At 73.6% G+C, this 25,268-nt stretch carries 28 protein-coding genes and 2 pseudogenes; 22 read left to right on the forward strand and 8 right to left on the reverse strand.

The annotated features are described in order from the left end of the window. Positions 1-17: 17 nt before the first annotated feature. On the reverse strand, positions 18-983 hold the full coding sequence (locus J7I94_RS19465; RefSeq protein ID WP_215168408.1) for an HtaA domain-containing protein: 966 nt from the start codon (positions 981-983) through the stop codon (positions 18-20). A gap of 36 nt (positions 984-1,019) precedes the next feature. After that, on the reverse strand, positions 1,020-1,778 hold the full coding sequence (locus J7I94_RS19470; protein ID WP_308114624.1) for a hypothetical protein: 759 nt from the start codon (positions 1,776-1,778) through the stop codon (positions 1,020-1,022). A gap of 124 nt (positions 1,779-1,902) precedes the next feature. Between J7I94_RS19470 and J7I94_RS19475 the strand changes: the two genes are divergently transcribed. Genes J7I94_RS19475 through J7I94_RS19500 form a run of 6 tightly spaced genes read left to right on the forward strand, consistent with a single transcriptional unit; the run spans position 1,903 to position 8,679 of the window. Beyond that, positions 1,903-2,952: a hemin ABC transporter substrate-binding protein gene (locus tag J7I94_RS19475; protein WP_215168409.1), complete on the forward strand. Its 1,050-nt coding sequence runs from the start codon at positions 1,903-1,905 to the stop codon at positions 2,950-2,952. Between the two features lie 55 nt (positions 2,953-3,007). Beyond that, entirely contained in the window at positions 3,008-3,841 is an 834-nt protein-coding gene (locus J7I94_RS19480; RefSeq protein WP_215168410.1) for a M55 family metallopeptidase, read from the forward strand. Continuing rightward, positions 3,834-5,138, forward strand: coding sequence for a M20/M25/M40 family metallo-hydrolase (locus tag J7I94_RS19485; RefSeq protein ID WP_215168411.1), 1,305 nt, complete (start codon positions 3,834-3,836; stop codon positions 5,136-5,138). The genes J7I94_RS19480 and J7I94_RS19485 overlap by 8 nt, the downstream gene beginning before the upstream one ends. A 5-nt stretch (positions 5,139-5,143) precedes the next feature. Further along, complete coding sequence (locus J7I94_RS19490; protein ID WP_215168412.1) at positions 5,144-7,108, forward strand: prolyl oligopeptidase family serine peptidase; 1,965 nt, start codon at positions 5,144-5,146, stop codon at positions 7,106-7,108. Then, entirely contained in the window at positions 7,105-8,028 is a 924-nt protein-coding gene (locus tag J7I94_RS19495; protein ID WP_215168413.1) for an LD-carboxypeptidase, read from the forward strand. The genes J7I94_RS19490 and J7I94_RS19495 overlap by 4 nt, the downstream gene beginning before the upstream one ends. A 21-nt stretch (positions 8,029-8,049) precedes the next feature. After that, positions 8,050-8,679, forward strand: a complete 630-nt coding sequence (locus J7I94_RS19500) for a GNAT family N-acetyltransferase (RefSeq protein ID WP_215168414.1) — start codon at positions 8,050-8,052, stop codon at positions 8,677-8,679. A gap of 12 nt (positions 8,680-8,691) precedes the next feature. Here J7I94_RS19500 and J7I94_RS19505 read toward each other — a convergent pair whose 3' ends face one another. After that, positions 8,692-9,039 (reverse strand): VOC family protein, encoded by a 348-nt coding sequence (locus J7I94_RS19505; RefSeq protein WP_215168415.1) that lies wholly within the window; start codon positions 9,037-9,039, stop codon positions 8,692-8,694. 69 nt (positions 9,040-9,108) lie between these two features. Here J7I94_RS19505 and J7I94_RS19510 point away from each other — a divergent pair, with 69 nt between their 5' ends. Further along, entirely contained in the window at positions 9,109-9,597 is a 489-nt protein-coding gene (locus tag J7I94_RS19510; protein WP_215168416.1) for a phage holin family protein, read from the forward strand. A 16-nt stretch (positions 9,598-9,613) separates the two neighbouring features. Here the strand turns inward: J7I94_RS19510 and J7I94_RS19515 are convergent. Further along, positions 9,614-10,593 (reverse strand): annotated as a pseudogene (locus tag J7I94_RS19515) (LLM class F420-dependent oxidoreductase). A gap of 236 nt (positions 10,594-10,829) precedes the next feature. Here J7I94_RS19515 and J7I94_RS19520 point away from each other — a divergent pair. The 13 genes and pseudogenes from J7I94_RS19520 (at position 10,830) to J7I94_RS19580 (ending at position 19,349) form a co-directional block, all read left to right on the forward strand. Further along, a complete protein-coding gene (locus J7I94_RS19520) occupies positions 10,830-11,057 on the forward strand; it encodes a hypothetical protein (RefSeq protein ID WP_215168417.1) in 228 nt (75 codons plus the stop codon). Continuing rightward, entirely contained in the window at positions 11,054-12,910 is a 1,857-nt protein-coding gene (locus tag J7I94_RS19525; protein ID WP_215168418.1) for a transketolase, read from the forward strand. The genes J7I94_RS19520 and J7I94_RS19525 overlap by 4 nt, the downstream gene beginning before the upstream one ends. 20 nt (positions 12,911-12,930) lie before the next feature. After that, positions 12,931-13,831, forward strand: a pseudogene (ligD, locus tag J7I94_RS19530) (non-homologous end-joining DNA ligase). Between the two features lie 114 nt (positions 13,832-13,945). After that, positions 13,946-14,326 (forward strand): gas vesicle protein, encoded by a 381-nt coding sequence (locus J7I94_RS19535; protein WP_215168419.1) that lies wholly within the window; start codon positions 13,946-13,948, stop codon positions 14,324-14,326. A 122-nt stretch (positions 14,327-14,448) separates the two neighbouring features. After that, positions 14,449-14,871, forward strand: a complete 423-nt coding sequence (locus tag J7I94_RS19540; protein WP_215168420.1) for a gas vesicle structural protein GvpA — start codon at positions 14,449-14,451, stop codon at positions 14,869-14,871. After that, a complete protein-coding gene (locus J7I94_RS19545; protein WP_215168421.1) occupies positions 14,868-15,644 on the forward strand; it encodes a GvpL/GvpF family gas vesicle protein in 777 nt (258 codons plus the stop codon). The genes J7I94_RS19540 and J7I94_RS19545 overlap by 4 nt, the downstream gene beginning before the upstream one ends. Before the next feature lie 4 nt (positions 15,645-15,648). Beyond that, positions 15,649-15,912 carry a gas vesicle protein GvpG gene (locus J7I94_RS19550; RefSeq protein WP_215168422.1) on the forward strand — a complete coding sequence of 88 codons (264 nt, stop codon included), beginning with the start codon at positions 15,649-15,651 and terminating at the stop codon, positions 15,910-15,912. Further along, a complete protein-coding gene (locus tag J7I94_RS19555) occupies positions 15,909-16,598 on the forward strand; it encodes a DNA primase (RefSeq protein ID WP_215168423.1) in 690 nt (229 codons plus the stop codon). The genes J7I94_RS19550 and J7I94_RS19555 overlap by 4 nt, the downstream gene beginning before the upstream one ends. After that, positions 16,595-17,755 carry an SRPBCC family protein gene (locus tag J7I94_RS19560; protein WP_215168424.1) on the forward strand — a complete coding sequence of 387 codons (1,161 nt, stop codon included), beginning with the start codon at positions 16,595-16,597 and terminating at the stop codon, positions 17,753-17,755. Before J7I94_RS19555 ends, J7I94_RS19560 begins: the two co-directional genes overlap by 4 nt. After that, positions 17,752-18,114: a gas vesicle protein gene (locus J7I94_RS19565; RefSeq protein ID WP_215168425.1), complete on the forward strand. Its 363-nt coding sequence runs from the start codon at positions 17,752-17,754 to the stop codon at positions 18,112-18,114. Before J7I94_RS19560 ends, J7I94_RS19565 begins: the two co-directional genes overlap by 4 nt. Continuing rightward, entirely contained in the window at positions 18,111-18,884 is a 774-nt protein-coding gene (locus tag J7I94_RS19570; RefSeq protein WP_215168426.1) for a GvpL/GvpF family gas vesicle protein, read from the forward strand. The genes J7I94_RS19565 and J7I94_RS19570 overlap by 4 nt, the downstream gene beginning before the upstream one ends. Beyond that, complete coding sequence (locus J7I94_RS19575; RefSeq protein ID WP_215168427.1) at positions 18,881-19,063, forward strand: gas vesicle protein; 183 nt, start codon at positions 18,881-18,883, stop codon at positions 19,061-19,063. Before J7I94_RS19570 ends, J7I94_RS19575 begins: the two co-directional genes overlap by 4 nt. 1 nt (position 19,064) lies before the next feature. After that, on the forward strand, positions 19,065-19,349 hold the full coding sequence (locus tag J7I94_RS19580; RefSeq protein ID WP_215168428.1) for a gas vesicle protein K: 285 nt from the start codon (positions 19,065-19,067) through the stop codon (positions 19,347-19,349). A 60-nt stretch (positions 19,350-19,409) separates the two neighbouring features. Here the strand turns inward: J7I94_RS19580 and J7I94_RS19585 are convergent, their stop codons facing one another. The 3 genes from J7I94_RS19585 to J7I94_RS19595 all read right to left on the reverse strand — a co-directional run bounded on the left by J7I94_RS19585 (position 19,410) and on the right by J7I94_RS19595 (position 22,028). Further along, positions 19,410-19,580 (reverse strand): hydrophobic protein, encoded by a 171-nt coding sequence (locus tag J7I94_RS19585; RefSeq protein ID WP_215168429.1) that lies wholly within the window; start codon positions 19,578-19,580, stop codon positions 19,410-19,412. 42 nt (positions 19,581-19,622) lie between these two features. Then, positions 19,623-20,444 (reverse strand): class I SAM-dependent methyltransferase, encoded by an 822-nt coding sequence (locus J7I94_RS19590; protein WP_215168430.1) that lies wholly within the window; start codon positions 20,442-20,444, stop codon positions 19,623-19,625. 96 nt (positions 20,445-20,540) lie between these two features. Continuing rightward, a complete protein-coding gene (locus J7I94_RS19595; RefSeq protein ID WP_215168431.1) occupies positions 20,541-22,028 on the reverse strand; it encodes a bifunctional phosphatase PAP2/diacylglycerol kinase family protein in 1,488 nt (495 codons plus the stop codon). 120 nt (positions 22,029-22,148) lie between these two features. Here J7I94_RS19595 and J7I94_RS19600 point away from each other — a divergent pair, with 120 nt between their 5' ends. Further along, the gene (locus J7I94_RS19600) at positions 22,149-23,768 is read left to right on the forward strand and encodes an ABC-F family ATP-binding cassette domain-containing protein (RefSeq protein ID WP_215168432.1); all 1,620 of its coding nucleotides are present in this window, start codon (positions 22,149-22,151) and stop codon (positions 23,766-23,768) included. Between the two features lies 1 nt (position 23,769). On the opposite strand, the gene J7I94_RS19605 is transcribed toward J7I94_RS19600, so the two are convergent. Next, positions 23,770-24,894, reverse strand: coding sequence for a Vms1/Ankzf1 family peptidyl-tRNA hydrolase (locus tag J7I94_RS19605; RefSeq protein ID WP_215168433.1), 1,125 nt, complete (start codon positions 24,892-24,894; stop codon positions 23,770-23,772). 61 nt (positions 24,895-24,955) lie between these two features. On the opposite strand from J7I94_RS19605, the gene J7I94_RS19610 reads away from it, so the two are divergent. Next, complete coding sequence (locus J7I94_RS19610) at positions 24,956-25,243, forward strand: DUF6158 family protein (RefSeq protein WP_215168434.1); 288 nt, start codon at positions 24,956-24,958, stop codon at positions 25,241-25,243. Positions 25,244-25,268: the final 25 nt, after the last annotated feature.

The following is a 25,268-nucleotide window of genomic DNA, read 5'->3' on the forward strand; positions in this document are numbered from 1 at the left end:
AGGGGATGGAGTGGGGGTCAGTGGGAGGCGCGTACGTCGAACCGGGCCACTGCCCGGTGCCCGCCGGAGACGGCGGTGAGTCCGACGGTGTGGGCGCCCTCGGTGGCCGTGGCGTACACCGGGAAGGCGCGGGTCAGGCGACCCCGCTCGTCGGCCGCTGTCTGGTAGCGGGTGTCCGCGTCGATCGCGACGAGCACGATCTCGCCGGGCGTGAAGCCGGTGCCGGTGACCGTCTGTTCGCCGCCCGGGGCCAGGGTGGTGTGCCGTACGGCGGCGGCCGGTGCGTCACGTTCCGCCGTCGGTGGCGGTGTGGTGGGGGTGGTGGCCGGGGTGCCGTCCGGGGTGTCGCTCGGGGCCGGTCGCGGGGCCGCGGGAGTCTCGGCGGTGCTTCCGGTGCCCACCGTCACGGCCAGCCGGCCGAGGCCGTCGCCCGCCGCGAACTCCCGTCCGCTCCACCCGGACAGCAGTCGCGCGCCCTCCTCGGTGAGGGCCGCGTCCAGGCCGCTCCAGGTCACGCCCGAGGTACGGACGGCGGGGGCGGGACCGCCCGAGGTGAGGTCGGCCAGGGCGAGTTCGCGGACCTCGCCTCCGGTGACCGTCCGGGTCCGCAGGGTGCCGGTGCCGTCCCGCAGGTCCAGCCGCAGGCCGCCGAGGACGAGGGGGGCCGCGGCGGTGGCGCCGGTGAGCCGGGCGGTGCCCGCCAGTTCGACCCGTGCCGTACCGGCCACCGGGTCCGTGCCGCCTCCGGTGGCCGGGAACCAGGCGCGGTCCGCGGCGTCCCGTACGGCGGGTTCGGCGACGTCGAACGACACGGCCGCGTCGGGCAGTCGGGTGCCGTCCGTCGTCCAGCTCGTGTACCCGCCGGAAATCCCGCGGGGCTCGCGGGGGAGGTTCTCCGCGTCCTGCGCCGTCGCCGGGCTCGGGCCGAGCAGCGCCAGCAGGGCCCCTCCCGCCGCGGCGGCGACGCCGGGTCTCTTGGTCATCTTCCGGTCTCCCTCGGGGAATCGGGTGCGGCGCCGTCAGCCGGCGTGCCGGGTGCGGCGCCTGCGCGCCAGGAACCAGGTGCCGGTGCCGGCCGCGACCAGTGCGGCGGCGGTGCCCCCGATCGTCAGGGCGGCCGAACCGGTACTGGCCAGAGGTCCGTCGGGGGTCTCGGAACCGGAGTCCGAGCCGGAGCCGCCCGTGCCGGTGCCGCCGGTGCCGCCGGTCGTGGTGGCGCCCGGCGTGCTCGCGGTGCTGCCCGGCGTGGCCGAGGTGCCGTTCCCCGGCGTACCGCCGCCGTCCGAGCCGCTCCCGAAGGTCACCGGCACCCGTACCGTCTGCGACTGGTCGCCGCCCCGGGTGTGGTCGTTGCGGGTGATCACCGCGCAGGTGACGCCGGACTTGGCGCAGTCGGTGTTGGCGTCCTTCGCCCGCACCTTGACCTGGACGCTGAACGTGCCGTTGTGCCCGCTGCCGCCGTAGGGCTCGGCCAGTCCCTCGCCGTATGACGGCGGGTCGGAGGAGACCCAGACGGAGGCGCCGGACTCGCCCGACATGTCGACGCCGCCGACACACGGCGTGGGCGTCTTGCCGGCGCCGTTGTCCACGCAGAAGGCGACGTAGATGCCCTTCTCCGTGTTGTAGCCGGTGCCGGACACCGTCACCGTCTCGCCCGCCGGGTCCAGGCCGGTCGTCTTCGACACGGTGAGCTTCTGTCCCTCGGGACCGGTCGCCGAGGCACCGGCGGCCGACGCGGGTGCCGTCGAGAGCGTCAGCGCCATCGCGGCGATTCCCACAACTCGACTGCAACGCACAGCACTTGGGCTGTTCACAGCATCACCCCCACCAATGATGAATAAGGTAAACCTAACCTAAGCTAAGTCTCAACTGTGTGGCTCCGGAGAACCGAAAGGGCGAGCGATGCGCATGTCCGGAAGAGACCGTTCGTCGTCATGGCGCCGGGGACTGGCCCCCGTCGTCCTCGTCCTCGCGCTCGCGGTGACCGGCTGCGGAGGTGCGTCGCAGGTGTCCTCCGGGGCGAAGGCACCCGCGTCGGCGGGCGAGCGGGCCGCCGCGGCCGAGCGTCGGCTGGCGGAGAACACCCTGACGCCGCTGGAGGGCCCGGCCCCCACCCCGGAACTGCCGGTCACCGTGGAGTCGTCCGACGGCCGGAAGGTCACCGTCACCGACGCCTCCCGCGTCCTGCCGCTCAACGGCGGCGTCGCCGAGACCGTGTTCACGCTGGGGCTCGGCGACCGTGTCGTGGGCCGCGACATCACCGCCACCTTCGCCGAGGCGAAGAAGCTCCCGCTGGTCACCAAGGCGCACGACGTCAGCGCCGAGAGCGTGCTGTCGCTGCGGCCGAGCGTGGTGCTGGCCGACACCGACACCGGACCGAAGGAGGCGATCGACCAGATCCGCGACGCCGGAGTCCCGGTCGTCGTCCTCGACCCCGTGACCGACCTGGACGGCGTCGCCACCCGCACCACCCGGGTCGCCGAGGCGCTCGGCGTCCCCGCGGCCGGCGAAGCCCTCAACGCCCGTACCGACAGGGAACTGGCGGCGGCCCGCGCCGCCGTCCCCGACGGCAGCCGCCCCAAGGTGGCCTTCCTGTACATGCGCGGCAGCGCGGCCGTCTACCTGATGGGCGGCAAGGGGTCGGGCGCCGACTCCCTGATCGAGGCGGCGGGCGCGGTCGACGCGGGCGTGGAGACCGGCCTCGACAAGCCCTTCACGCCGCTCACCAGCGAGGCCCTCGTCGCGGCCCGGCCCGACGTCATCCTGATGATGGACAAGGGCCTGGAGTCGGTGGGTGGGCTGGACGGCCTGGCCGCTGTCCCGGGCATCGCCCAGACCCCGGCGGGCGCGGACCGCCGGGTCGTCACACTGGAGGACGGCGTGCTGCTCGGCTTCGGGCCGCGCACCCCGCTGGTGATCGACATTCTCGTGGACCGTGTCCACGCCGGGTGACCGGATGTCCGGTCTCGCTGGTCGGTTCGTCCCGTGGCGCGTAACGTGACGGAGCATGAAGATCCTGATCAGCGCCGACATGGAGGGCGCCACCGGGGTGACCTGGCCCGCCGACGTGCTGCCGGGCACGCCGCAGTGGGAGCGGTGCCGGTCGATGTTCACCTCGGACGTCGACGCCGCCGTGCGGGGGTTCCTGGACGGCGGCGCCGACGAGGTCCTCGTCAACGAGGCCCACTGGACCATGCGCAACCTGCTCCTGGAGGAGCTGGACGAGCGGGCGCAGATGCTCACCGGCCGGCACAAGGCGCTGTCCATGGTGGAGGGCGTGCAGCACGGCGACGTGGACGGCATCGCCTTCGTCGGCTACCACGCGGGCGCGGGCATGGAGGGCGTCCTCGCCCACACCTACCTCGCCAACCAGATCACCGGCGTCTGGCTGAACGACGTACGGGCCAGCGAGGGCCTGCTCAACGCGCATGTCGTCGCCGAGTACGGCGTCCCGGTGGTGCTGGTCACCGGGGACGACGTGGCCTGCGAGGATGCCCTCGGCTACGCGCCCGAGGCGCTGAAGGTCGCCGTCAAGGACCATGTCTCGCGGTACGCGGCGGTGTGCCGGACACCCGCCCGGACCGCCGCCGACATCCGGGCGGCGGCCAAGGAGGCGGCGGCGCTCGCGGTGCGCCACGAGCCGGTGTCCGGGGGCCCGTTCACCGTCGCCGTCGAGTTCGACGCCGAGCACCTGGCGGCGGCCTCGACCGTCGTGCCGGGCGTCGAGCAGACCGGCGAGCGGAAGGTGGCGTACACCACCGGCACCATGTACGAGGGCATCAGGACCTTCAAGGCGGTCACCACCATCGCCTCGGCCGCCGTGGAGGAGACCTATGGCTGACGAACAGGGCCTCGACGAGGTCGTCCGCTTCACCTCCGACCTGATCCGGATCGACACCACCAACCGGGGCGGCGGCGACTGCCGGGAGCGCCCCGCCGCCGAGTACGCCGCCGCCCGGCTCGCCGAGGCGGGCCTCGCCCCCGTCCTGCTGGAGCGCACCGAGGGCCGTACCAACGTCGTGGCCCGCGTCGAGGGCGGCGACCCGTCGGCGGACGCGCTGCTGCTCCACGGTCACCTGGACGTGGTCCCGGCCGAGGCCGCCGACTGGAGCGTGCACCCGTTCTCCGGGGAGGTCCGCGACGGCGTCGTCTGGGGGCGCGGCGCGGTCGACATGAAGAACATGGACGCGATGATCCTGGCGGTCGTGCGGGGCTGGGCCCGGCAGGGCGTACGGCCCCGGCGGGACGTGGTGATCGCGTTCACCGCCGACGAGGAGGCCAGCGCCGTCGACGGCTCCGGGTTCCTCGCCGACCAACACCCCGAGCTGTTCGAGGGCTGCACCGAGGGCGTCAGCGAGTCGGGGGCGTTCACCTTCCACGACGGCGCCGGCCGGCAGATCTACCCGATCGCGGCCGGCGAGCGCGGCACCGGCTGGCTGAGGCTGACCGCCCGCGGCCGGGCCGGACACGGCTCCAAGGTCAACCGGGAGAACGCGGTCACCCGGCTCGCGGCGGCCGTCACCCGCATCGGCGAGCACGAGTGGCCGCCGCGGCTCACCCCCACGGTCCGCGCCGCGCTCACCGAACTCGCCGCGCTGTACGGCATCGAGAGCGACCTGACCGAGGTGGACGCCCTGCTGGACAAGCTCGGGCCCGCCGCCGAGCTCGTCGAGGCAACCGTCCGCAACAGCGCCAACCCCACCCTGCTGGACGCCGGTTACAAGCTCAACGTCATCCCGGGCGAGGCGACCGCCTACGTCGACGGACGTTGTCTGCCGGGCGGTGAGGACGAGTTCAGGGCCACCCTGGACCGGCTCACCGGGCCGGACGTGGACTGGGAGTTCGCCCACCGCGAGGTCGCCCTCCAGTCACCGGTCGACTCACCGACGTACGCCCGGATGCGCGCCGCCGTCCAGGAGTTCGCGCCCGAGGGGCACGTGGTGCCGTACTGCATGTCGGGCGGCACGGACGCCAAGCAGTTCTCGCGGCTGGGCATCACCGGCTACGGCTTCACCCCGCTGCGGCTGCCCGAGGGCTACGACTACCAGGCCCTCTTCCACGGCGTGGACGAACGGGTCCCCGTGGACGCCCTGCACTTCGGGGTACGGGTACTCGACCGGTTCCTGCGGACGGCCTGAACGAGATGGGGGAGACAGTGCGGACCCTGGCGTACGGATCGTGGCCCTCGCCCATCGACGCGGCGCTCGCCGCCGCGCACGGCGGGCGCCCCGACGACGTGGGCTTCGTCGGCGAGGAGGTGTGGTGGACCGAGCCCCGGCCCGCGGAGGGCGGGCGGCGGAGCCTGGTGCGGCGGCGCGCGGACGGTGGCGAGGAGGACCTGCTGCCCGCCCCGTGGAACGTGCGCAGCCGTGTCATCGAGTACGGCGGCCGGCCCTGGGCGGCGGCGCCGGACGGGGACGGCCCGCTGGTCGTCTTCGTGGACTTCGCCGACCAGCGGCTGTACCGGTGGCGGCCGGGCGACGAGCCCCGCCCGCTCACCCCCGTCTCGGCGGTCGGCGGCGGCCTGCGCTGGGCGGAGCCGCAGCCCCTGCCGGAGCGGGGCGAGGTGTGGTGCGTCCTCGAGGAGTTCACCGGCGAGGGACCCGGCGACGTGCGCCGCGTCCTGGCCGCCGTACCGCTGGACGGCTCGGCCGCCGAGGACCGCGCCGCGGTGCGCGAACTGAGCGACGGACGGCACCGGTTCGTCACCGGCCCCCGCCTCTCCCCGGACGGGCGGCGCGCTGCCTGGCTCGCCTGGGACCACCCCCGGATGCCCTGGGACGGCACCGAACTGCTGGTCGCCGAGGTCGCCGCCGACGGCACCTTCGGACCGGCCCGGACCGTCGCGGGCGGCCCCGACGAGTCGATCGCGCAGGCCGACTGGGACCGCGACGGCGCCCTGCTGTACGCCTCCGACCGCACCGGCTGGTGGAACCTGTACCGCGACGGCCGGCCGCTGTGCCCCCGCGAGGAGGAGTTCGGCGGGCCGCTGTGGCAGCTGGGCCTGCGCTGGTTCGCCCCGCTGGACAGCGGCCTGATCGCCGTCGTGCACGGCCGGGGCGCCACCGCCCTCGGCGTCCTGGACCCCGAGACCGGCGAGGTCGTCGACGCGGCCGGCCCCTGGACCGAGTTCGCCGCCGGGATCGCCGCGTACGGCGAGCGGGTCGCGGCCGTCGGCGCCAGCCCGCGCAGCGGCCCCGAGGTGGTCGAACTGGACGTCCGTACCGGCCGGGCCCGGGTGATCGGCGCCGCGCACGACGACGTCGTGGACCCCGCCCACTACCCCGAGCCGCAGATCCGCACCTTCACCGGACCCGACGGCCGCGAGGTGCACGCGCACGTCTACCCGCCCCACCATCCCGACTGCGTCGCGCCCGCCGACGAACTGCCCCCGTACGTCGTGCGGGCGCACGGCGGGCCCACCAGCCGCTCCGCGCTCGTCCTCGACCTGGAGATCGCCTACTTCACCTCCCGGGGCATCGGCGTCGCCGAGGTCGACTACGGCGGCTCCACCGGACACGGCCGGGAGTACCGCGAGCGGCTGCGCGGGCAGTGGGGCGTGGTCGACGTCGAGGACTGCGCGGCCGTCGCCCTGGCCCTCGCCGAGGAGGGCACCGCCGACCGGGACCGGCTCGCCGTGCGCGGCGGCAGCGCGGGCGGCTGGACCAGCGCCGCCTCCCTCGCCACCACCGACGTCTACGCCTGTGGCACCATCCTCTACCCCGTCCTCGACCTGACCGGCTGGGGCGCCGGGGAGACCCACGACTTCGAGTCCCGGTACCTGGAGTCCCTGGTCGGCCCGTACGACGAGGTGCCCGCCCGGTACGCCGAGCGCTCGCCCGCCGAGCACGCCGACCGGATCACCGCGCCGTTCCTGCTGCTCCAGGGCCTGGACGACGTGATCTGCCCGCCCGTGCAGTGCGAACGGTTCCTGGCCAGGATGGCGGGGCGCCGGGTGCCGCACGCCTACCTCACCTTCGAGGGCGAGGGGCACGGCTTCCGGCGGGCGGAGACCCTGGTGCGCGCCCTGGAGGCGGAACTGTCCCTGTACGCGCAGGTGTTCGGGCTCAACCCGCCCGGCGTCCCCACCCTGGAGCTGACCGAGTGAACGGCCTGACGCGGCCCGCGCGGCTGGGCCCCGGCGCCCGGGTGGCCGTCGTCGCGCCCAGCGGACCGGTCCCCGAGGAACGCCTCCAGGCCGGCCTCGACGTACTGCGCGGCTGGGACCTCGACCCGGTCGTCGCCCCGCACGTCCTGGACCGGCACGGCACCCTCGACCACCTGGCCGGCGACGACGCCGACCGGGCCGCCGACCTCCAGGCCGCCTGGTGCGACCCGGCCGTCGACGCGGTGCTGTGCGCCCGCGGCGGCTACGGTGCCCAGCGCCTCGTCGACCTGCTCGACTGGGACGCGATGCGCGCCGCGGGCCCGAAGGTCTTCGTCGGCTTCAGCGACATCACCGCGCTGCACGAGGCGTTCGCCGTCCGGCTCGGCCTGGTCACGCTGCACGGTCCGATGGCGGCGGGCGTCGACTTCCTGAAGAACGCGCGGGCCCAGGAGCACCTGAGGGCCACGCTGTTCGCCCCGGAGACGGTCCGGCAGATCGTCTCCGACGGTACGCCGCTGGTCCCCGGCCGGGCCCAAGGCGTCACCCTCGGCGGCTGTCTGTCCCTGCTCGCCGCCGAACTCGGCACCCCGGGCGCCCGGCCCGGCGCGCGCGGCGGACTGCTGTGCCTGGAGGACGTGGCGGAGGAGCCGTACCGCCTCGACCGCTGCCTCACCCAACTCCTGCGGGCCGGCTGGCTGGAGGGGGTACAGGGTGTCCTGCTCGGCTCCTGGGTGGGGTGCGGGCCGGCCGACCAGCTCCGAGCGCTGTTCCTGGACCGGCTCGGCGGCCTCGGCGTGCCCGTGGCCGAGGACTTCGGGTTCGGGCACTGCGTAGCGGCGCTGACCGTGCCGTTCGGGGTGACGGCCGAGCTGGACGCGGACGCGGGCACCCTCACCCTGGACCAACCGGCGCTGCGCTGAGGCCCCGCGTACGCTGACGGGATGCCGCACGACACGCCGTCCCGCTACCTCGCCGAGGGCCCCCGGGTGGGCATACGCCACTTCACCCTCGACGACGAGGCCGAGTTCACCGCCCGGACCCGGGAGAGCAAGGACCTGCACCACCCCTGGCTCTTCCCGCCGGACACCGCGGAGGCGTACGCCCGGTACGCGGGCCGGCTGATCGGGGACCCGGCCAAGGCCGGGTTCCTGGTCTGCGAGAAGGACGGGACGAAGGACGGGACGAAGGACGGGACGAAGGACGGGACGAAGGACGGGACGAAGGACGGGGCGGCCGGCGGGGCGATCGCCGGGGCGATCGCCGGGTTCGTCAACATCAACAACATCGTGGAGGGCGGGTTCCTCAGCGGGGCGCTCGGCTACGGCGCCTTCGCCCACGCCGCCGGGCGCGGCCTGATGCGCGAGGGACTCGGCCTCGTCGTGCGGTACGCCTTCGGGCCGATGCGGCTGCACCGGCTGGAGATCAACGTGCGGCCGGGCAACGCCGCCTCCATCGCCCTGGCCCGCGCCTGCGGCTTCCGTCTGGAGGGCTTCTCGCCGAAGATGCTGTACGTCGACGGGGCCTGGCGCGATCACCAGCGGTGGGCGATCACGGCCGGCCCCGGGATCTGACGCGGGCCGCCGTCACGCCTTCCGGTCGGCGTACTCGTACACCGAACCGTCCGGATGACGGGCGATCAGATTGCGGCCCGCGGGCGTCGGGAGGGGACCGGCGACGACCTCGCCGCCGAGGCCGGTCACGACCCGGGCCGTCTCCTCCACGTCGGTCACGGCGATCGTCGCGGCCACCTTGCGCAACACTTCCAGCTGGGACTCCGGCCCGCTCATCAACAAGAAACAGCCGACCGCCGCCACGTGGACGCCGCCGCGTTCGAACCGCATGGCCCGGCCGCCGGCGAGACCCTCGTAGAAGGGGATCACCTTGTCCAGGTCGTCGACGTAGACGCGCAGTGTGGTTCCCAGAATGTCCATGCGGAAAAGCCTAGTTGGCGACCGAGGCGGGCCGCTCATGGACCACCGGGTTGCGGGTACCCGGCCGGCATGGACGACCGACTGACACACTTGGAGCACCTGGACAGGCACCTGGTCGACGAGTTGGCACAGGTGGCCCGCGAGACCATCCGGGACGAGCTGCGCGAGCAGACGCGCAAACAGCGCCGTACGGCGACGCTGTACGCGGCGTCCGGCGCCGCCGCGCTCTACGCCGGCGCGGCGGTGGCGCTCGCCGTGGGGCTCGCGCTCGCCGTCGGGCTGCCCGGCTGGGCCGCCGCGCTGATCACGGCCGCGCTGCTCGGCGTCGCCGCCTACCTGCTGCGCGGCGCCGCGAAGCCCTCCGGGCCGGGTACGGGCGCGGGGCGCGGGGCCGTCGGCGGGCGCCCGCTGGGCGGGACGGCACCCGCCGCGCCGCAGGGCGGGGCCGGTATGCCGTACCCGCCCATGCCGCCCACTGCGCCCGGGAGGCCGGGCACGCAGGCCGGGGCACCCCGCCGGGGCGACAGCGACCCCGAGGGGCCGCACGGCGGGGCGTGACCGCAGGCCGCCGGCGTCAGAGCCGTGGCAGCACCTTCGTGCGGTAGAAGTCGAAGAAGCCGCGCAGGTCGGGGCCGATCTGGTTGACGTAGACCCGGTCGAATCCGGCGTCGGCGAACCGCTTCAGCTCGGCGACGTGGGCGTCCACGTCGTCGCCGCACACCCGGTTGCGGCGCACCATGTCCTCGGTGACCAGCGTCTGCGCCTGTTCGAAGTGCTTGGGCGAGGGCAGTACCTGGCCCAGCTCGCCGGGCAGCAGTTCGTTGGCCCACAGCCGGTGCGCCGTCCGCACGGCCGCGTCCGCGTCGGTGTCGTAGCAGACCTTCGTCCCGCCGCTGACCGGCTTCCCCGCGCCGCCGCCATGGGGGTCCCCCCGCGCCTTTCGGGCGTGGGGGAGGTACTGCTCCACCATCGAGGCGTCGGGCATCATCGTGATGTACCCGTCGCCGACGCGGGAGGCGAGCTGGGTGGCGGCGGGGCCGAAGCCGGAGACGTCGATGGGGACGGGCTCGTCCGGCACCGTGTACAGCCGGGCGTTCTCCACCGTGTAGTGCGCGCCGTGGTGGTTGACCTCCTCGCCGGAGAACAACTGGCGTATCACCTGGATCGCCTCCTCCAGCATCTCCAGCCGTACGTGCGCGGGCGGCCACGGGCCGCCGACGATGTGCTCGTTGAGCGCCTCGCCGGTGCCGACGCCGAGCGGAACCGGCCGCCGGTCAGCACCGCGCTGGTCGACGCGGCCTGCGCCACCACCGCCGGGTGCATCCGCACCGTCGGGCAGGTCACCGCCGTCTCCACGGGCAGCGACACCGCCTCGGCCAGCGCGCCGATCACCGGCCACACGAAGGGGCTCTGGCCCTGCGCGTCGTTCCACGGGTGGAAGTGGCCGGAGATCCACAGCGCCTGGAAACCGGCCTGCTCGGCCATCCGGGCCTGCTCGATCAGCTCGGCCGGACCGTACTGCTCACAGGAGAGGAAATAGCCGTACTCGGGCATGGGAGGCCTCCGGGATGGGCGTGCGGGAGGGGGCGGGGCGGACAGATGTCTGTCGGCCGGGTACCCGGAGGCCGGGCCGGAAACCGGCGGTACGGGTCGCTTGCGCACGTTTGGGGGGCCTGGCCGGGGGGACGCGAAAGGCCCGACGCGTCGTCGTCGCCGCAGGTGCCACGGGTGCCGAGCGGGTCGGCGACGGGCACGTCCGCGAGGTGAGTCAGATCGGTGAGGTGAGTCAGGTGAGTGCGGCGAGCGGGCCGGGCAACGAGCCGGCCAAGGGACAGCCGGGCGGGGAGCCCGCCAAGGGACAGCCCGGCGGCGAGCCCGCCGAGGCCCACCCGGGCGGCGGGGCCGCGAGGAGCCGGCCCGGTGTCGAACCCCCGCCGGACCAGCCGCCCCCCGGCCCCGGCGTGGCCCCCGGCCCCGTCAAACGTGCCGACGACGACCCCGCGGAAGGAGACGCATGAACACCGAGGAACTCGTCGAACTCGGACAGCAGTTGCGCGTCGACAGCGTGCGCGCGGCCGACGCCGCGGGCTCGGGACACCCGACGTCCTCGATGTCCGCCGCCGACCTGATGGCCGTACTGCTGGCCAACCACCTGCGCTACGACTTCGAGCGCCCCGCCCACCCGGGCAACGACCGCTTCGTCCTCTCCAAGGGACACGCCTCCCCGCTCCTGTACTCCGCCTACAAGGCGGCCGGCGTCATCGACGACGAGGAACTGCGCACCTTCCGCAAGCTGGGCAGCCGGCTGGAGGGACACCCCACGCCGCAGCGGCTGCCCTGGGTCGAGACCGCCACCGGGTCGCTCGGGCAGGGCCTGCCCGTCGGCGTCGGCATCGCGCTGGCCGGAGCGCGCCTGGACCGCACCGGGTACCGCGTGTGGGTGCTGTGCGGGGACAGCGAGATGGCCGAGGGGTCCGTCTGGGAGGCGGCCGAGCACGCCGGATACGAGCGGCTCGACAACCTGACCGTGATCGTCGACGTCAACCGGCTCGGCCAGCGCGGCGCGACCCGGCACGGCCACGACCTGGACGCCTACGCCCGCCGCTTCCGCGCCTTCGACTGGCACACCGTCGAGATCGACGGCCATGACGTGGACGCCGTCGACCGGGCCTACGGAGAGGCGCTCTCCACCCGCGGCCAGCCCACCGCGATTATCGCCCGCACCCTCAAGGGCAAGGGCGTCGCGGCCACCGAGGACCGCGAGGGGCTGCACGGCAAGCCGGTCAAGGACGCCGGCGAGGCCATCGACGAGCTGGGCGGGCCGCGCTCCCTGACCGTCCACGTGCAGGAGCCCGTCGCCAGGTCCGCGCAGACGCCGCACCCGGACGGCACCGGGCGGCTGGAGCTGCCGCGCTGGGAGAAGGGTGAGCAGGCGGCCACCCGGGACGCCTTCGGACAGGCGCTGACCGCCCTGGGCACCGCCCGCGGTGACGTCGTCGTCCTGGACGGCGAGGTGGGCGACTCCACCCGCGCGGAGCTGTTCGCCAAGGAGCACCCCGACCGCTACTTCGAGTGCTACATCGCCGAACAGCAGCTGGTCGCCACGGCCGTCGGCATGGCGGCGCGCGGCAGGCTGCCGTACGCCTCCACCTTCGCGGCCTTCCTCACCCGGGCCTACGACTTCATCCGCATGGCTTCCATCAGCGGCTCCGGCATCGTGCTCAACGGCTCCCACGCGGGCACCGCCATCGGCCAGGACGGGCCCAGCCAGATGGGCCTGGAGGACCTGGCGATGATGCGGGCGGTGCACGGCTCGACCGTGCTGTACCCGTGCGACGCCAACCAGACCGCGCGCCTGGTCGCCGAGGCGGCCGGTCTGGAGGGCATCCGCTATCTGCGGACCTCGCGCGGCGGCAGCGAGGTGATCTACGGGCCCGACGAGGAGTTCCCCGTCGGCGGCAGCAAGGTGCTGCGTTCGTCCGGCGACGACGACCGGCTCACGTTCGTCGCGGCGGGCGTCACCGTGCCCGAGGCGCTGGCCGCCGCCGACGCCCTGGCCCGGAAGGGCATCGCGGCCCGGGTGATCGACCTGTACTCGGTCAAGCCGGTGGACCGGGACACCCTGCGCCGGGCCGCCGAGGAGACCGGCTGTCTGGTCACCGTCGAGGACCACCACCCCGAGGGCGGCCTCGGCGACGCGGTCGCGGAGGCGTTCGCCGACGGCGGACCCGTGCCCCGGCTGGTCCGGCTCGCGGTGCGTACGATGCCGGGCTCGGCCGCGCCGGACGAACAGCTGCACGCGTCCGGCATCGACGCCGAGTCGATCGCCACGGCCGGCCGGCTGCTGGTGGAGCAGGCGGTGGTGCCGTGAGCCCAGCCGCCGCACGGAGGGTGCGGGCCGGCCGCGGCACCGTCGAGGTGCACCGGCCGGACAAGGTCCTCTTCCCGGCGAAGAAGGCCGCCGGCCAGGTCACCAAGGGCGACCTGGTCGACTACTACCGGGCCGTCGCCCCGTGTCTGCTGCCGCACCTGCGGGGCCGCCCGCTGATGCTGGAGCGGCACCCGGACGGCATCGACGGCCCGGTGTTCATGCAGAAGAACACGCCCGCGCACTACCCGGACCGGATCACCCGCGTGGAGCTGCCCAAGGAGGGGGGCACGGTCCGCCACACCGTCTGCGACGACACCGCCACCCTCCTCCACCTCGCCGGCCAGGCGGCCCTCACCCTGCACCGCTGGCTCTCCCGCGCCGACCGCCCGCACCACCCCGACCGCATGGTCTTCGACCTCGACCCGGGCGTCGACGACTTCGGGACCGTCCGCGAGGCGGCCGTGCTGCTGGGCGAGCTGCTCGACTTGCTGCGCCTGCCGTCGGGCTGATGACCACCGGCTCCCGTGGCCTGCACGTGATCGTGCCGCTGCGCGGGCGGCCGGACTTCGACGAGGTACGGGAGTTCGCCCACCTCGTCGCCGAGACCCTCGCCGCCGCCCACCCGGGCCGGCTCACCGCCGCCGCCCGCAAGAAGGACCGCGGCGACCGGCTCTGCCTCGACGTCCAGCGCAACGCCTCCGCGCAGACCGCCGTCGCCCCCTGCACAGTGCGGGCCAGGCCGGGCGCCCCCGTGGCCACCCCCCTCGGCTGGGACCAGCTGGACGACCCCGCGCTGCACGCCCGCCGCTGGACCGTCGCGGACGCGGTCGAGCAGCCCGTACCGACCCGTGGGGCGACCTCATGAAGCGTGGCCGGACCCTGGGGCCGGCCCGGCGGCGGCTGGCGGCCCTGCGCGGCTGACCCGGCCGGCCCGGCTCTCACCCGTCCGGCCTGCTCCGAGTTGCGCGGAGCAGATGCGTGTGCTCGTAAAGGTTTGGCGAACACTCTTGCGGCCACACGGAGGGGGAGGTGGCCATGTCGAACACAACGAACACGTCCGATTCGCAACCCACGCAACAGAGTTCACAGGATTCACGGAAGTCCCAGAAGTCCCAGAGGTCGCAGACGTCCGGTGAGTCACGTCGGCCCCGCCCGATGGAGGTGCTGCGCGAGGCACGCGCACAGCTCGCGGAGCTGACCGGCATGACCGCCGAGTCCGTGTCGTCCTTCGAGCAGACGGAGGAGGGCTGGGCTCTGGAGGTCGAGGTGCTCGAACTGGAGCGCGTCCCCGACACGATGAGCCTGATGGCGAGCTACGAGGTGGAGCTCGACGCCGACGGGCAGCTCACCGGATACCGCCGGGTCCGCCGCTACGAGCGTGGACGGTCCGACGCACGCAGGCCCGGCGGCCACTAGACCCTGGGCCGGGCGGACCGGCCCCACCGGCACCACATCCACAGACCCACAGACCCACAGACCCACAGCCTCATAGCCCTAGCCCCATAGCACCCAACAGACCCAAGGAGGGATCAGCCGGCATGACTGTCGTACCGGCACAGCAGACCGGAGGCGGAGGCGGCAGCAGCGGCCTCTACGACGTGCTCGAACTCGTCCTGGACAGGGGGCTCGTCATCGACGCATTCGTGCGGGTGTCCCTGGTCGGCATCGAGATCCTCAAGATCGACGTCCGGGTCGTCGTCGCCAGCGTCGACACCTACCTGCGCTTCGCCGAGGCGTGCAACCGCCTCGACCTGGAGGCCGGTCCGCGCAAGAACCCGGGCCTGCCCGACCTGGTCGGGACCATGACCGAGTCCGGTGCGCGCGGCAAGTCCAAGGGGGCGCTGTCCGGCGCCGCCGAGACCATCTCGGACGCCTTCAAGCAGGCCCGGGAGGGCGAGACCGAGTCCCGCCCGCGTGCCCGCAGGTCGACGTCCTCGCGCCGTAAGGAGGAGCAGGAGTGAGCACGTACGTCTACGGCATCACCGCGAGTGCGCACCCCTCGCTCCCGGAGGACCTGGCCGGCGTCGGCGATCCGCCGCGCACGGTGCGGGTGCTGACCGAGGGCGAGCTGGCGGCCGTCGTCAGCGACGCCCCCGAGGGGCTGCGGCCCAAGCGCAAGGACCTGCTCGCCCACCAGAACGTGCTTGCCGAGGCGGGCGCGGCCGGCTGTGTGCTGCCCATGCGGTTCGGCAGCGTCGCCCCCGACGACAAGGCGGTCACCGGCGTGCTCGCCGAACGCGCCGAGCACTACAAGGAGCGGCTGCGCGCCCTGGACAACCGGGTCGAGTACAACATCAAGGCCAACCACGTGGAAGAGGCCGTACTGCACCACGTGATGGCCACCAGCCCGGAGATCCGCGCACTGGCGGAAGCCAACCGGAAGGCGGGCGGCGGCAGTTACGAGAGCAAGATCCAGCTCGGCGAGATGGTCGCCGCGGCGGTCCAGGCCCGGGAGGCCGAGGACGCCGCCGCGCTCCAGCGCGTCCTGGAGACGGAGGCCGACGCGGTCAGTGTCGGACCCGAGTCCACGGGCTGGCTGGCCAACGTGTCGTTCCTGGTGGACCGGGAGCGGGCCGAGACCTTCCTGGCGGCCGTGGAGCGCGCCCGCCAGGAACTGCCGCACCTGGAGGTGCGGATCAACGGGCCGCTGCCGCCGTACAGCTTCGTGGAGCCCGGCCCCGCCGAGCCCGCGGGCACCGCGGCGGGCGGCGGCGCCGGTACCGGAGCGGGGTGACGACATGGGCCTGATCTCCGAGGTGCTGCTGCTGCCGCTCGCACCGGCACGCGGCAGCGCCTGGGCCATCAGACAGGTACTCCAGGAAGCCGAGCGGATCTACTACGACCCGGCCACCGTACGAGCCGAACTCGCCCGCCTGGAGGAGCGGCTGGAGGCCGGCGAGATCACGGAGGAGGAGTTCGACCGGCAGGAGGACGAACTCCTGGACCGGCTGGAGATCGCTTCGCGCCACAGCGCGGGAACGGGCAACGGGACGACACCATGAATCGAGTGGGACTCGGCCTCGCGGTAGGGGCCGGCTATCTGCTGGGACGCACGAAGAAACTGAAAGTCGCGATCGCCGTGGGCACGGCGGTGGCGGGCAAGCGGATGAACCTCACCCCGCGCGGCATCGCGGACCTGGTCTCCACCCAGCTGCAGAACAATCCGCAGTTCAAGGAGATCGGTGACCAGCTGCGGCAGGACATGCGGGGCGTCGGCAAGGCGGCCACGGGCGCGCTGGTCGAGCGGCAGATCAACGGGCTCGCCGACCGGCTGCACGGCCGTACCTCCCAGGTGCGCGACCAGCTCTCGGGCGTCGCCTCCCGCGTACCCGGCGCGGACGCCGACGAGGACCGTGACACCGACGGCGACCGTGACGACGCGTACGACCGTGACGACGCGTACGACCGTGACGACGCGTACGACCGTGACGGCGAGTACGACCGTGACGACGGGTACGGCGACGCCGACGAGGCGGCGCCGAAGGCCGCGAAGAAGGCGCCCGCGTCGGCGAAGAAGACGGCCGCCAAGAAGACCGCCGCGAAGAAGGCCCCGGCGAAGAAGGCCCCGGCCAGGAAGACCGCGGCGACGAAGTCCGCGGCGAAGCGGACGCAGTCGGCGACGAAGTCGGCCCGGGGCGCCGCCCGCGGTACCCGGGCCCGGCTGCCGAAGGGAGGCGGTGAGCGATGACCGGCACCCTCGGATCCGCGGCCTCCGAGGCGGGCGGCGCGGCGAAGAACAACCCGCTGACCGACCTGGCCCGCAGCGAGGCCGCCGACCGGCTCAAGGACGAGGTGCAGCAGTACCTCGCCGCCCAGGCCACCCGCATGCTGGTCGGCGTCGGCCGCAAGCTCGGCGAGACCACCGTCAAGCTGAACGACATCGCCGACGGCAACAGCCCCGGCTTCGCCAAGCTCGCCCTCGACGGCGGTCGCAAGCTCGCCGAGGGCAAGAGCCCGATGCGCACCGCGGTGGAGATCGGCGCCGGCCGGCTGAAGGACAACGTGGTCGGCGCGGTCAAGAACCTCGGTGGCGGCAAGGGCAAGCGCAAGGGCGGCGCCGGCAAGAAGCCGACGGTCATCATCGAGTACGTCGACGTCGGCGTCCCGCTGCGCACCGCCTACGACCAGTGGACCCGGTACCAGGACTTCAGCACCTTCGCCAAGGGCGTCAAGAGCGCGGACCGCGCCGACGACACCACCTCCGACTGGCAGCTGAAGGTCTTCTGGTCCAACCGCAGCTGGAAGGCGAAGACCACCGAGCAGGTGCCGGACGACCGGGTCTCCTGGACGTCCGAGGGCGCCAAGGGCACCACGAAGGGCGTCGTCTCCTTCCACCGCCTCGCCGAGAACCTCACCCGGGTCCTGGTGGTCGTCGAGTACTACCCCGAGGGCCTGTTCGAGAAGACCGGCAACATCTGGCGCGCCCAGGGCCGTCGCCTGCGGCTCGACCTGAAGAACTACGTCCGCTTCATCACGCTCAAGGGCGAGGCGGAGGACGGCTGGCGCGGGGAGGTCCGCGACGGCGAGGTCGTCCGCAGCCACGAGGACGCGGTCGAGGAGGAGGAACGGGAGCAGCGGGAGAGCCAAGGGGAACCCGGGGAACACCCTGAGGAAGAGGCCCCGTACGACGAGGAGGACGCCGAGTACGAGGAGGACGAGGAGCCGGAGACCGAGCCCGAGGACGAGGAGGACGAGGCCGAGGAGCCCGAGGCCGAGCCCGAGGACGAGTACGCGGAGGACGACGAGGACGCCGAGTACGAGGCCGAGGACAAGGGCGACCGGGACGACCAGGACGACGCGTACCGCGAGGAAGACGAGTACGCCGAGCACGGGAGCCGTGGATGACGACACCCAGCCGTATGCCCGAACCCTTCGGCCAGGGGCAGAGCGCCAATCTCGCCGACATCCTGGAGCGGGTGCTGGACAAGGGCGTCGTCATCGCGGGCGACATCCGGATCAACCTGCTCGACATCGAGCTGCTCACCATCAAACTGCGGCTCATCGTCGCCTCCGTCGACAAGGCCAAGGAAATGGGCATCGACTGGTGGGAGAGCGACCCGGCGCTCTCCTCGAACGCCAAGCACAAGGAACTAGCCCGGGAGAACCGGGAACTGCGCGAACGGCTGGCCGAGCTGGAATCGGGCCGCACCCCGCTGGAGCAGGGCGAGCGGGGCTGGGCCCGTGAGGAGGAGGAAGCCCCATGAGCGGACTGCGGTACGTCTACGCCGTCTGCCGCCCCTTCGACGCGGCGCTCCAGTCGCAGCTGACCGGGGTGGCGGGCGACCCGCCCAGAACGCTGCGCCACCACGGTCTGGTCGCCGTCGTCAGCCACGTCCCCGAGGCGGACTTCACCGAGGAGTCCCTCAAGGCCCACCTGGAGGACCTGGACTGGCTGGCGGCGACCGCCCGCGCCCATCAGCAGGTGATCGACGCGCTCACCGTCGTCACCACGCCGCTGCCGCTCCGGCTGGCCACGGTCTTCCGGGACGACAGCGGCGTCCGCGTGATGATGGAGGAACGCGAGCGGGACTTCCTGCGCACCCTCGAACGGCTGAACGGCCGGGTCGAGTGGGGCGTCAAGGTGTACGTCGAGGGCGGCGGCGGGCAGAGCGAGGACCGGGAGCCGCCCGGCAAGCCCGCCTCGGGGCGCGACTACCTGATCCGGCGGCGCATGCGCACGCGGGCGAGCGAGGACCTGTGGCAGCGGGCGGAGGAGTTCGCCGGCCGGCTGCACGAGACGCTGTCCGCCCGGGCCGACGACACCCGTCTGCACGCGCCCCAGAATCCCCAGCTTTCCGGCGCCGCCGGGCGCAACGTACTCAACGCCGCCTATCTGGTGCGGCGCGATCTCTCCGAGGAATTCGTGGAACTGGTCGACCGGACAAAGGACGACGCCCCGGGAATTCGGGTGGAACTCACCGGCCCGTGGGCCGCCTATTCGTTCGCCGGGGAAAACGCCGGGGAGGGTTCATGACCGTCGTGGAACGCAGGGAGATCGCCCTGGTCGACCTGCTCGACCGGCTGCTGGCCGGCGGGGTCGTGATCACCGGGGACCTCACGCTGCGCATCGCGGACGTGGACCTGGTCCGCATCGACCTGAACGCGCTGATCAGCTCGGTCAACGCCAACGTCCCCTCCCCCTGGGAGGACTGACGTGAGCGAGCGACACGGCAGGATCGAGTTCGAGCCCGACACCGTCGAACGCGACCTGATCAAGCTGGTGCTGACCGTGGTCGAACTGCTGCGCCAGCTCATGGAGCGGCAGGCGCTGCGCCGCTTCGACCAGGGCGATCTCACCGAGGACCAGGAGGAGCGCATCGGGCTCACCCTGATGCTGCTCGACGACCGCATGACCGAGCTGCGGGAGCGGTACGGACTGCGGCCCGAGGACCTGAATCTGGACCTCGGGCCGCTGGGACCGCTGCTGCCCCGGGAGTGAACCTCCCGGGGCAGCGGCCTCACCCTGTGTTCTCACCCCGTGTTCAGGGTCTGTACCGGTTCACCACCGGTACCAGCGGCTCCGGCCGCCTCCGGCGCTGGTGCCGCGGACCAGGAAGCCCAGCAGCCACAGCACGATGACGACCAGGGCGACCCACCAGAGCACCTTCAGAGCGAATCCGGCGCCGAAAAGAATGAGCGCGAGCAACAGTACGAGCAGAAGCGGGACCATGATTATTACCTCCTGCCGTACTGGTGTCCCGAATTTCGTCGATCAGGCTTCTTTCCGGCACAGAATCTCTCCGTGCAGAACCGCGAACCAGCCGTCGGGCTGCTGCGCCCAATTCCGCCAGGCCGCCGAAACGGCCCGCAGTTCCTCCGCCGTCGCGTGGCCGCCCCCGGTGGCCCGCCCGGCGTACGCCGACTCCACGGTGCGGTCCGCCCACAGGCCGCCCCACCAGGCCCGCTCCTCGGGCGTGCTGAAGGTCCAGGCGCTGGAGGTGGCGGTGACGTCGGTGAACCCCGCCTCCAGCGCCCACGCCTTCAGCCGGCGCCCGGCGTCCGGCTCGCCGCCGTTGGCCCGGGCCACCCGCCGGTACAGGTCCAGCCAGTCGTCCAGCCCCGCCGACGCCGGGTACCAGGTCATGGCGCCGTAGTCCGAGTCGCGGACGGCGACGAAACCGTTCGGCTTCGTCACCCGCCGCATCTCGCGCAGCGCGCGCACCGGGTCGCCCACGTGCTGGAGCACCTGATGGGCGTGGACCACGCAGAAGGTGTCGTCGGGGTGGTCCAGGGCGTGCACGTCCGCCACCGCGAAGTCGATGTTCGCCAGACCCCGGCCGGCGGCCGTCGCCCGGGCCCGGTCCAGGATCTCCGGGGCCCGGTCGACGCCGGTGACGTGGCCGTCCGGGACCAGCGCCGCGAGGTCCGCGGTGATGGTGCCCGGACCGCACCCGATGTCCAGGATCTTCATGTGCGGTTTCAGGGAGCCGAGCAGGTACCCGGCGGAGTTGGCGGCGGTGCGCCAGGTGTGCGAGCGGAGCACGGACTCGTGGTGCCCGTGCGTGTAGACGGCGGTCTCCCGCGGCTGCGGCATCGCTGATCCCCTCTCAGGCGGCTGGGATCACCGTACGCCCGTCGATCACATGATGAGACTCGGCGTTTCGCCATATGGGATGACGGGGCGTCAGGATCATGTCAGCGGACGGTACACCGTGAGCGCCTCGGGCAGTTTCTCCACCGTCACGTCGCCCTCGGTCTCGGTGACCTCGCCGTCGTACGCCAGCAGCGTCCCCGGCGCGACCCCGGCCAGCCGCAGCCGCCCCACCCGTACCGCCGCGTGGGCGGGGGAGCGGGTGAGCGGCCCGGCGAAGGCCGCGGACAGCAGCCGCAGCGCGGGCCGACTGCCGCCGTGCACCACCCGGACGTCGAGCCGGCCGTCCGCCAGGTCGAGGCGGCGGCCCGGTGCCAGGCCCATGCGGTGGTACGTGCCGTTGCCCGCGAACAGCAGCCACAGCGGCCGGGTGCGGCCCCCGACCTCGGCCCGCAGCGGATGCCGGTCGGCGCGCAGCACCCGTACGGCCGCCAGCACCCCGGCCGGCCAGCCGCCGATCCGGTGCGAGAAGCGCTCCCGCTCGCGCACCAGCTCCGGATAGACCCCGAGGCTGAAGGTGTTCAGGAAGATCCCGTTCAGCCGTCCGGAGGTGAACCGGCCCACGTCCACCCGCACCCCCTCGCCCCGCTCCAGCGCCCGGCACAGCACCCGGACGTCCTCCACGCCCAGGTCGTAGGCGAAGTGGTTCAGCGTGCCGCCGGGCAGGACCGCCAGCGGCAGCCCGTGCCGCAGGGCGACCGAGGCCGCCGCGTTCACCGTGCCGTCGCCGCCGCACACGCCGAGCACCCGGGCCCGGCCCGCCGCCTTCTCCAACTCGCCCTGCACATCGGCGGGTTCGGCCTCGATGACCTCGGCCAGCGGCAGCGCGTCGCACAGCGCCCGCACCCGTTCCGAAGTGCCCGAGCCGAGGTTGGCCACCATCACCAGACCCTCGCCGCCGGACAGCGCCGGCACCTCGGCGACCGGCCGGGCCGGCGGAATCAGCTGGGCCCGGGTGGGCACCAGTCCCCGTACGGCGAACGCGGCCCCCACCCCGAGCGCCGCCCCCGCCAGCACGTCACTGGGGAAGTGGACGCCGGTGTAGACCCGGGAGGCGGCGACCGCCGCGGCCACCGGCGCCACGGCCGCGCCCCACGCCGGGGACTCCAGCGCCACCCCGGTGGCGAAGGCGGCGGCCGAGGCGGCGTGCCCGGAGGGGAACGAGGTGGTGATCGGCTGCCGCTTCAGCTGCCGCACCAGCGGCACCGGGTCGAGGACCGGCCGCGGCCGGCGCACCGAACGCTTGCCGAGCGTGTTGATGGTCAGCGAGGCCACGCCCAGTGAGGCGAGGCCGCGCACGGCGGCCCGGCGGGCCCGGGGCGTGCGGGACGCGGCCAGCGCCGCGGCGGCCGCGAACCACAGCACGCCGTGGTTGGCACTGCGGCTCAGCCGGGGCAGCACCCGGTCGCCGCCGGGCCAGTGCCGGGCGGCCACCGCCTCGAACAGACGGTGGTCCAGGCCGAGGAAGGCCGTGCGGACGGGATGCGGGCCGGGCAGCGGGACGGTGAGGTCTACGTCGGGGCTCATGCCTCCCGCCTACCCGCCGGGTGGCCTTTCCTGCCGCCCGCGCGGCTCGCGGACGCCGCCCGCGGGCCCGCGCGGAAATGCGGTTGCCCGGCAGGGGGCCGTACCGGGGACAATCACCTCATGGGCCATCTCGAAGCAGCGCACCTGGAGTACCACCTGCCCGACGGGAGGACGCTGCTCGGCGACGTCTCCTTCCGCGTGGGGGAGGGCGCCGTCGTGGCCCTGGTCGGCCCCAACGGGGCGGGCAAGACGACCCTGCTGCGTCTGCTCTCCGGTGAGCTGAAGCCGCACGAGGGCACCGTCACCGTCAGCGGCGGCCTCGGCGTGATGCGCCAGTTCGTCGGCTCCGTACGGGACGAGACGACCGTACGCGACCTGCTGGTCTCCGTCGCCCCGCCGCGCATCCGTGACGCCGCCCGCGCGGTGGACGCCGCCGAGCACGCCGTCATGACCGTCGACGACGAGGCCGCCCAGATGCGGTACGCGCAGGCCCTCTCCGACTGGGCGGAGGCACGCGGCTACGAGGCGGAGACACTGTGGGACATGTGCACCACCGCCGCGCTGGGCGTGCCGTACGAGAAGGCGCAGTGGCGGCAGGTGCGCACCCTCTCCGGCGGCGAGCAGAAACGCCTCGTCCTGGAGGCGCTGCTGCGCGGCACCGACCAGGTGCTGCTCCTGGACGAGCCGGACAACTACCTCGACGTGCCCGGCAAGCGCTGGCTGGAGGAGCGGCTCGCCGAGACCCGCAAGACCGTCCTCTTCGTCTCCCACGACCGTGAGCTGCTCGCCCGCGCCGCCGAGCGCGTCGTCTCCCTCGAACCGGGCCCGGCCGGCGCCGACGCCTGGGTGCACGGCGGCTCCTTCGCCACGTACCACGAGGCCCGCCGCGAGCGCTTCGCCCGCTTCGAGGAACTGCGCCGCCGCTGGGACGAGAAGCACGCCCAGCTGAAGAAGCTGGTGCTGAACCTGCGGCAGGCCGCCTCGGTCAGCCACGAGATGGCCTCCCGTTACCACGCCGCCCAGACCCGGCTGCGCAAGTTCGAGGAGGCCGGCCCGCCGCCCGAGCCGCCGCGCGAGCAGGACATCCGCATGCGCCTCAAGGGCGGCCGGACCGGCGTACGCGCCGTCACCTGCGAGAACCTCGAACTGACCGGCCTGATGAAACCCTTCGACCTGGAGGTCTTCTACGGCGAGCGGGTCGCCGTCCTCGGCTCCAACGGCTCCGGCAAGTCCCACTTCCTGCGCCTGCTGGCCGGCGAGGACGTCGCGCACACCGGGCTCGTCAAGCTCGGGGCGCGGGTCGTCGCGGGCCACTTCGCCCAGACCCACGCCCACCCCGAGCTGCTCGGCCGCACCCTCCTGGACATCCTGTGGAAGGAACACGCCCAGGACCGGGGTGCCGCCATGTCCCGGCTGCGCCGCTACGAGCTGACCGGCCAGGCCGAGCAGACCTTCGACCGCCTCTCCGGCGGCCAGCAGGCCCGCTTCCAGATCCTCCTGCTGGAGCTGCGGGGCGTCACCGCCCTGCTCCTGGACGAGCCCACCGACAACCTCGACCTGGAGTCCGCCGAGGCCCTCCAGGAGGGCCTGGAGTCCTTCGAGGGCACGGTCCTCGCGGTCACCCACGACCGCTGGTTCGCCCGTGCCTTCGACCGCTACCTGGTCTTCGGCAGCGACGGCCGGGTCCGCGAGACGCCGGAGCCGGTGTGGGACGAGCGGCGGGTCGAGCGGGCCCGCTGACTCACCTCCAGCGCAGCAGCGCCCCGAGACCGCCCACCGGCGTGTCCTCCCGGTCCTCCGTGTCCGGCAGCGCCGGCAGGACCGAGATCGCCGGGGCGCCGGTCATCACGGCCGAGCGCAGCAGCGCGTCGTCCGCCCGCGCCGACCAGGAGTTCTGCTCGCCGAGCGTCTTCAGCTCGGTGCGCCGCACCGCCAGCTGGTCGGCGTCCTCGCCGATCCACACCTCGCGGTGGGTGTCCGGCCCGTCCGGGATGACCAGCAGCTCGTCGATACGGTGTTCCCGCGCCGCCTCGACCAGCGCCGGCACGCCCTCCACGGCGGCGGCCCGGCCCTCGCCGTCCGGGGTGCGGGCGGCCAGGAACCGGTCCAGGTCCTCCTGGGCCCGCGCGGTGACGTGCTCCTCGCGCAGCCGCTGCACCTCCTCGTCGAGCAGCCGGCTCCCGGTGCCGTGCGCGGCCTCCACCGCACGGCCCTGGAGCCGCTTCGGCAGCCGCTCGTGCACGGACCGGCACTCCCGGCCGTCGCCGACCAGGATCAGCAGGTCGGCGCCGGTCTCCTCCTGGCACACGGCGAGCGCGTCGGCGATCTCCGCCGCGTTGTGCTCCCAGGTGTTCTCCACCCGGAGCTGGAAGTGCCGCTCCGACCAGTCGACGGAGCTGGTGCGGTGCACCGGCCACTGCCGGCCGGTCACCCCGCCCGCGTCCGAGCCGCCCAGTGCGGAGCGCAGCTCGAAGTCGGCGCCCTTGCGGTCGATGTACGCCACCACGCACACCGCGTCCTCACCGGCCAGCTCCAGCAGCGGCGAGACCCGCGGCAGGGGTGCCCAGTGGACGGTGGTGCCGCCCTGCGGCGGACGGGCCAGCGGGGTGTCGAGGACCACCTGACCGGCGTGCACGAACAGCGCCCGGCCGTGCGGGTCGGTGGCGTGCCGCAGGCTCTCCACGGCCTCCCGCGCGGCCCGGCAGGTCGCCTCGTCGGCGCCCTGCTCCGCCAGCTCCCGGGTCACGGCGGCGGCCATCAGGTCACGGGCGTGCGCGGTGTCCTCCGCGTTGCGGGACAGATCGACGTACACGGAGGCCCAGGGCCCCTGGTGTTCATAGAGGGGGTGCAGAAACGCGAGATCCATGGGTCCCTCCCGGATACCGCTCGGGGGTGGTGGTGTGTCACCGGGCGGGTACCCGGCCCGCATGAACGAACACGACACGCGGGACGGTGCCATGACCGGAGTGGACCCGGGTCGCCTGGACGACCAGCAGCTCATGAAGGAGCTGGAGACCATCCACCGCACGCGGCACGACACGCTGCTGTACGGCTCGAACGACGCGCTGCGGGCCCACAACGAGCGGATGGCGCAGCTGGAGGGCGAGTGGCTGCGCCGCAATCCGCGGCGCCCGGTCGCCGCGGGGCGCACCCGGGAGGGGGCGCGGGAGCGCGAGTGCGGGGAGTCCGCGACCCCCCGCACGCCCAGTACCTGACAGCACCGGGCCGGGTGGCCCGCCC

It is taken from the genome of Streptomyces sp. ISL-12, from assembly GCF_018614415.1.
Lineage (GTDB): Bacteria > Actinomycetota > Actinomycetes > Streptomycetales > Streptomycetaceae > Streptomyces.

Coding starts and splice junctions, on each gene's coding strand:
- J7I94_RS19475 (WP_215168409.1), top strand. CDS start 1,903: ATGCGCATGTCCGGAAGAGACCGTTCGTCGTCATGGCGCCGGGGACTG.
- J7I94_RS19500 (WP_215168414.1), top strand. CDS start 8,050: ATGCCGCACGACACGCCGTCCCGCTACCTCGCCGAGGGCCCCCGGGTG.
- J7I94_RS19465 (WP_215168408.1), bottom strand. CDS start 983: ATGACCAAGAGACCCGGCGTCGCCGCCGCGGCGGGAGGGGCCCTGCTG.
- J7I94_RS19505 (WP_215168415.1), bottom strand. CDS start 9,039: ATGGACATTCTGGGAACCACACTGCGCGTCTACGTCGACGACCTGGAC.
- J7I94_RS19525 (WP_215168418.1), top strand. CDS start 11,054: ATGAACACCGAGGAACTCGTCGAACTCGGACAGCAGTTGCGCGTCGAC.
- J7I94_RS19480 (WP_215168410.1), top strand. CDS start 3,008: ATGAAGATCCTGATCAGCGCCGACATGGAGGGCGCCACCGGGGTGACC.
- J7I94_RS19605 (WP_215168433.1), bottom strand. CDS start 24,894: ATGGATCTCGCGTTTCTGCACCCCCTCTATGAACACCAGGGGCCCTGG.
- J7I94_RS19610 (WP_215168434.1), top strand. CDS start 24,956: ATGAACGAACACGACACGCGGGACGGTGCCATGACCGGAGTGGACCCG.
- J7I94_RS19575 (WP_215168427.1), top strand. CDS start 18,881: ATGACCGTCGTGGAACGCAGGGAGATCGCCCTGGTCGACCTGCTCGAC.
- J7I94_RS19540 (WP_215168420.1), top strand. CDS start 14,449: ATGACTGTCGTACCGGCACAGCAGACCGGAGGCGGAGGCGGCAGCAGC.
- J7I94_RS19595 (WP_215168431.1), bottom strand. CDS start 22,028: ATGAGCCCCGACGTAGACCTCACCGTCCCGCTGCCCGGCCCGCATCCC.
- J7I94_RS19485 (WP_215168411.1), top strand. CDS start 3,834: ATGGCTGACGAACAGGGCCTCGACGAGGTCGTCCGCTTCACCTCCGAC.
- J7I94_RS19555 (WP_215168423.1), top strand. CDS start 15,909: ATGAATCGAGTGGGACTCGGCCTCGCGGTAGGGGCCGGCTATCTGCTG.
- J7I94_RS19490 (WP_215168412.1), top strand. CDS start 5,144: ATGGGGGAGACAGTGCGGACCCTGGCGTACGGATCGTGGCCCTCGCCC.
- J7I94_RS19550 (WP_215168422.1), top strand. CDS start 15,649: ATGGGCCTGATCTCCGAGGTGCTGCTGCTGCCGCTCGCACCGGCACGC.
- J7I94_RS19565 (WP_215168425.1), top strand. CDS start 17,752: ATGACGACACCCAGCCGTATGCCCGAACCCTTCGGCCAGGGGCAGAGC.
- J7I94_RS19510 (WP_215168416.1), top strand. CDS start 9,109: ATGGACGACCGACTGACACACTTGGAGCACCTGGACAGGCACCTGGTC.
- J7I94_RS19590 (WP_215168430.1), bottom strand. CDS start 20,444: ATGCCGCAGCCGCGGGAGACCGCCGTCTACACGCACGGGCACCACGAG.
- J7I94_RS19600 (WP_215168432.1), top strand. CDS start 22,149: ATGGGCCATCTCGAAGCAGCGCACCTGGAGTACCACCTGCCCGACGGG.
- J7I94_RS19560 (WP_215168424.1), top strand. CDS start 16,595: ATGACCGGCACCCTCGGATCCGCGGCCTCCGAGGCGGGCGGCGCGGCG.
- J7I94_RS19570 (WP_215168426.1), top strand. CDS start 18,111: ATGAGCGGACTGCGGTACGTCTACGCCGTCTGCCGCCCCTTCGACGCG.
- J7I94_RS19585 (WP_215168429.1), bottom strand. CDS start 19,580: ATGGTCCCGCTTCTGCTCGTACTGTTGCTCGCGCTCATTCTTTTCGGC.
- J7I94_RS19535 (WP_215168419.1), top strand. CDS start 13,946: ATGTCGAACACAACGAACACGTCCGATTCGCAACCCACGCAACAGAGT.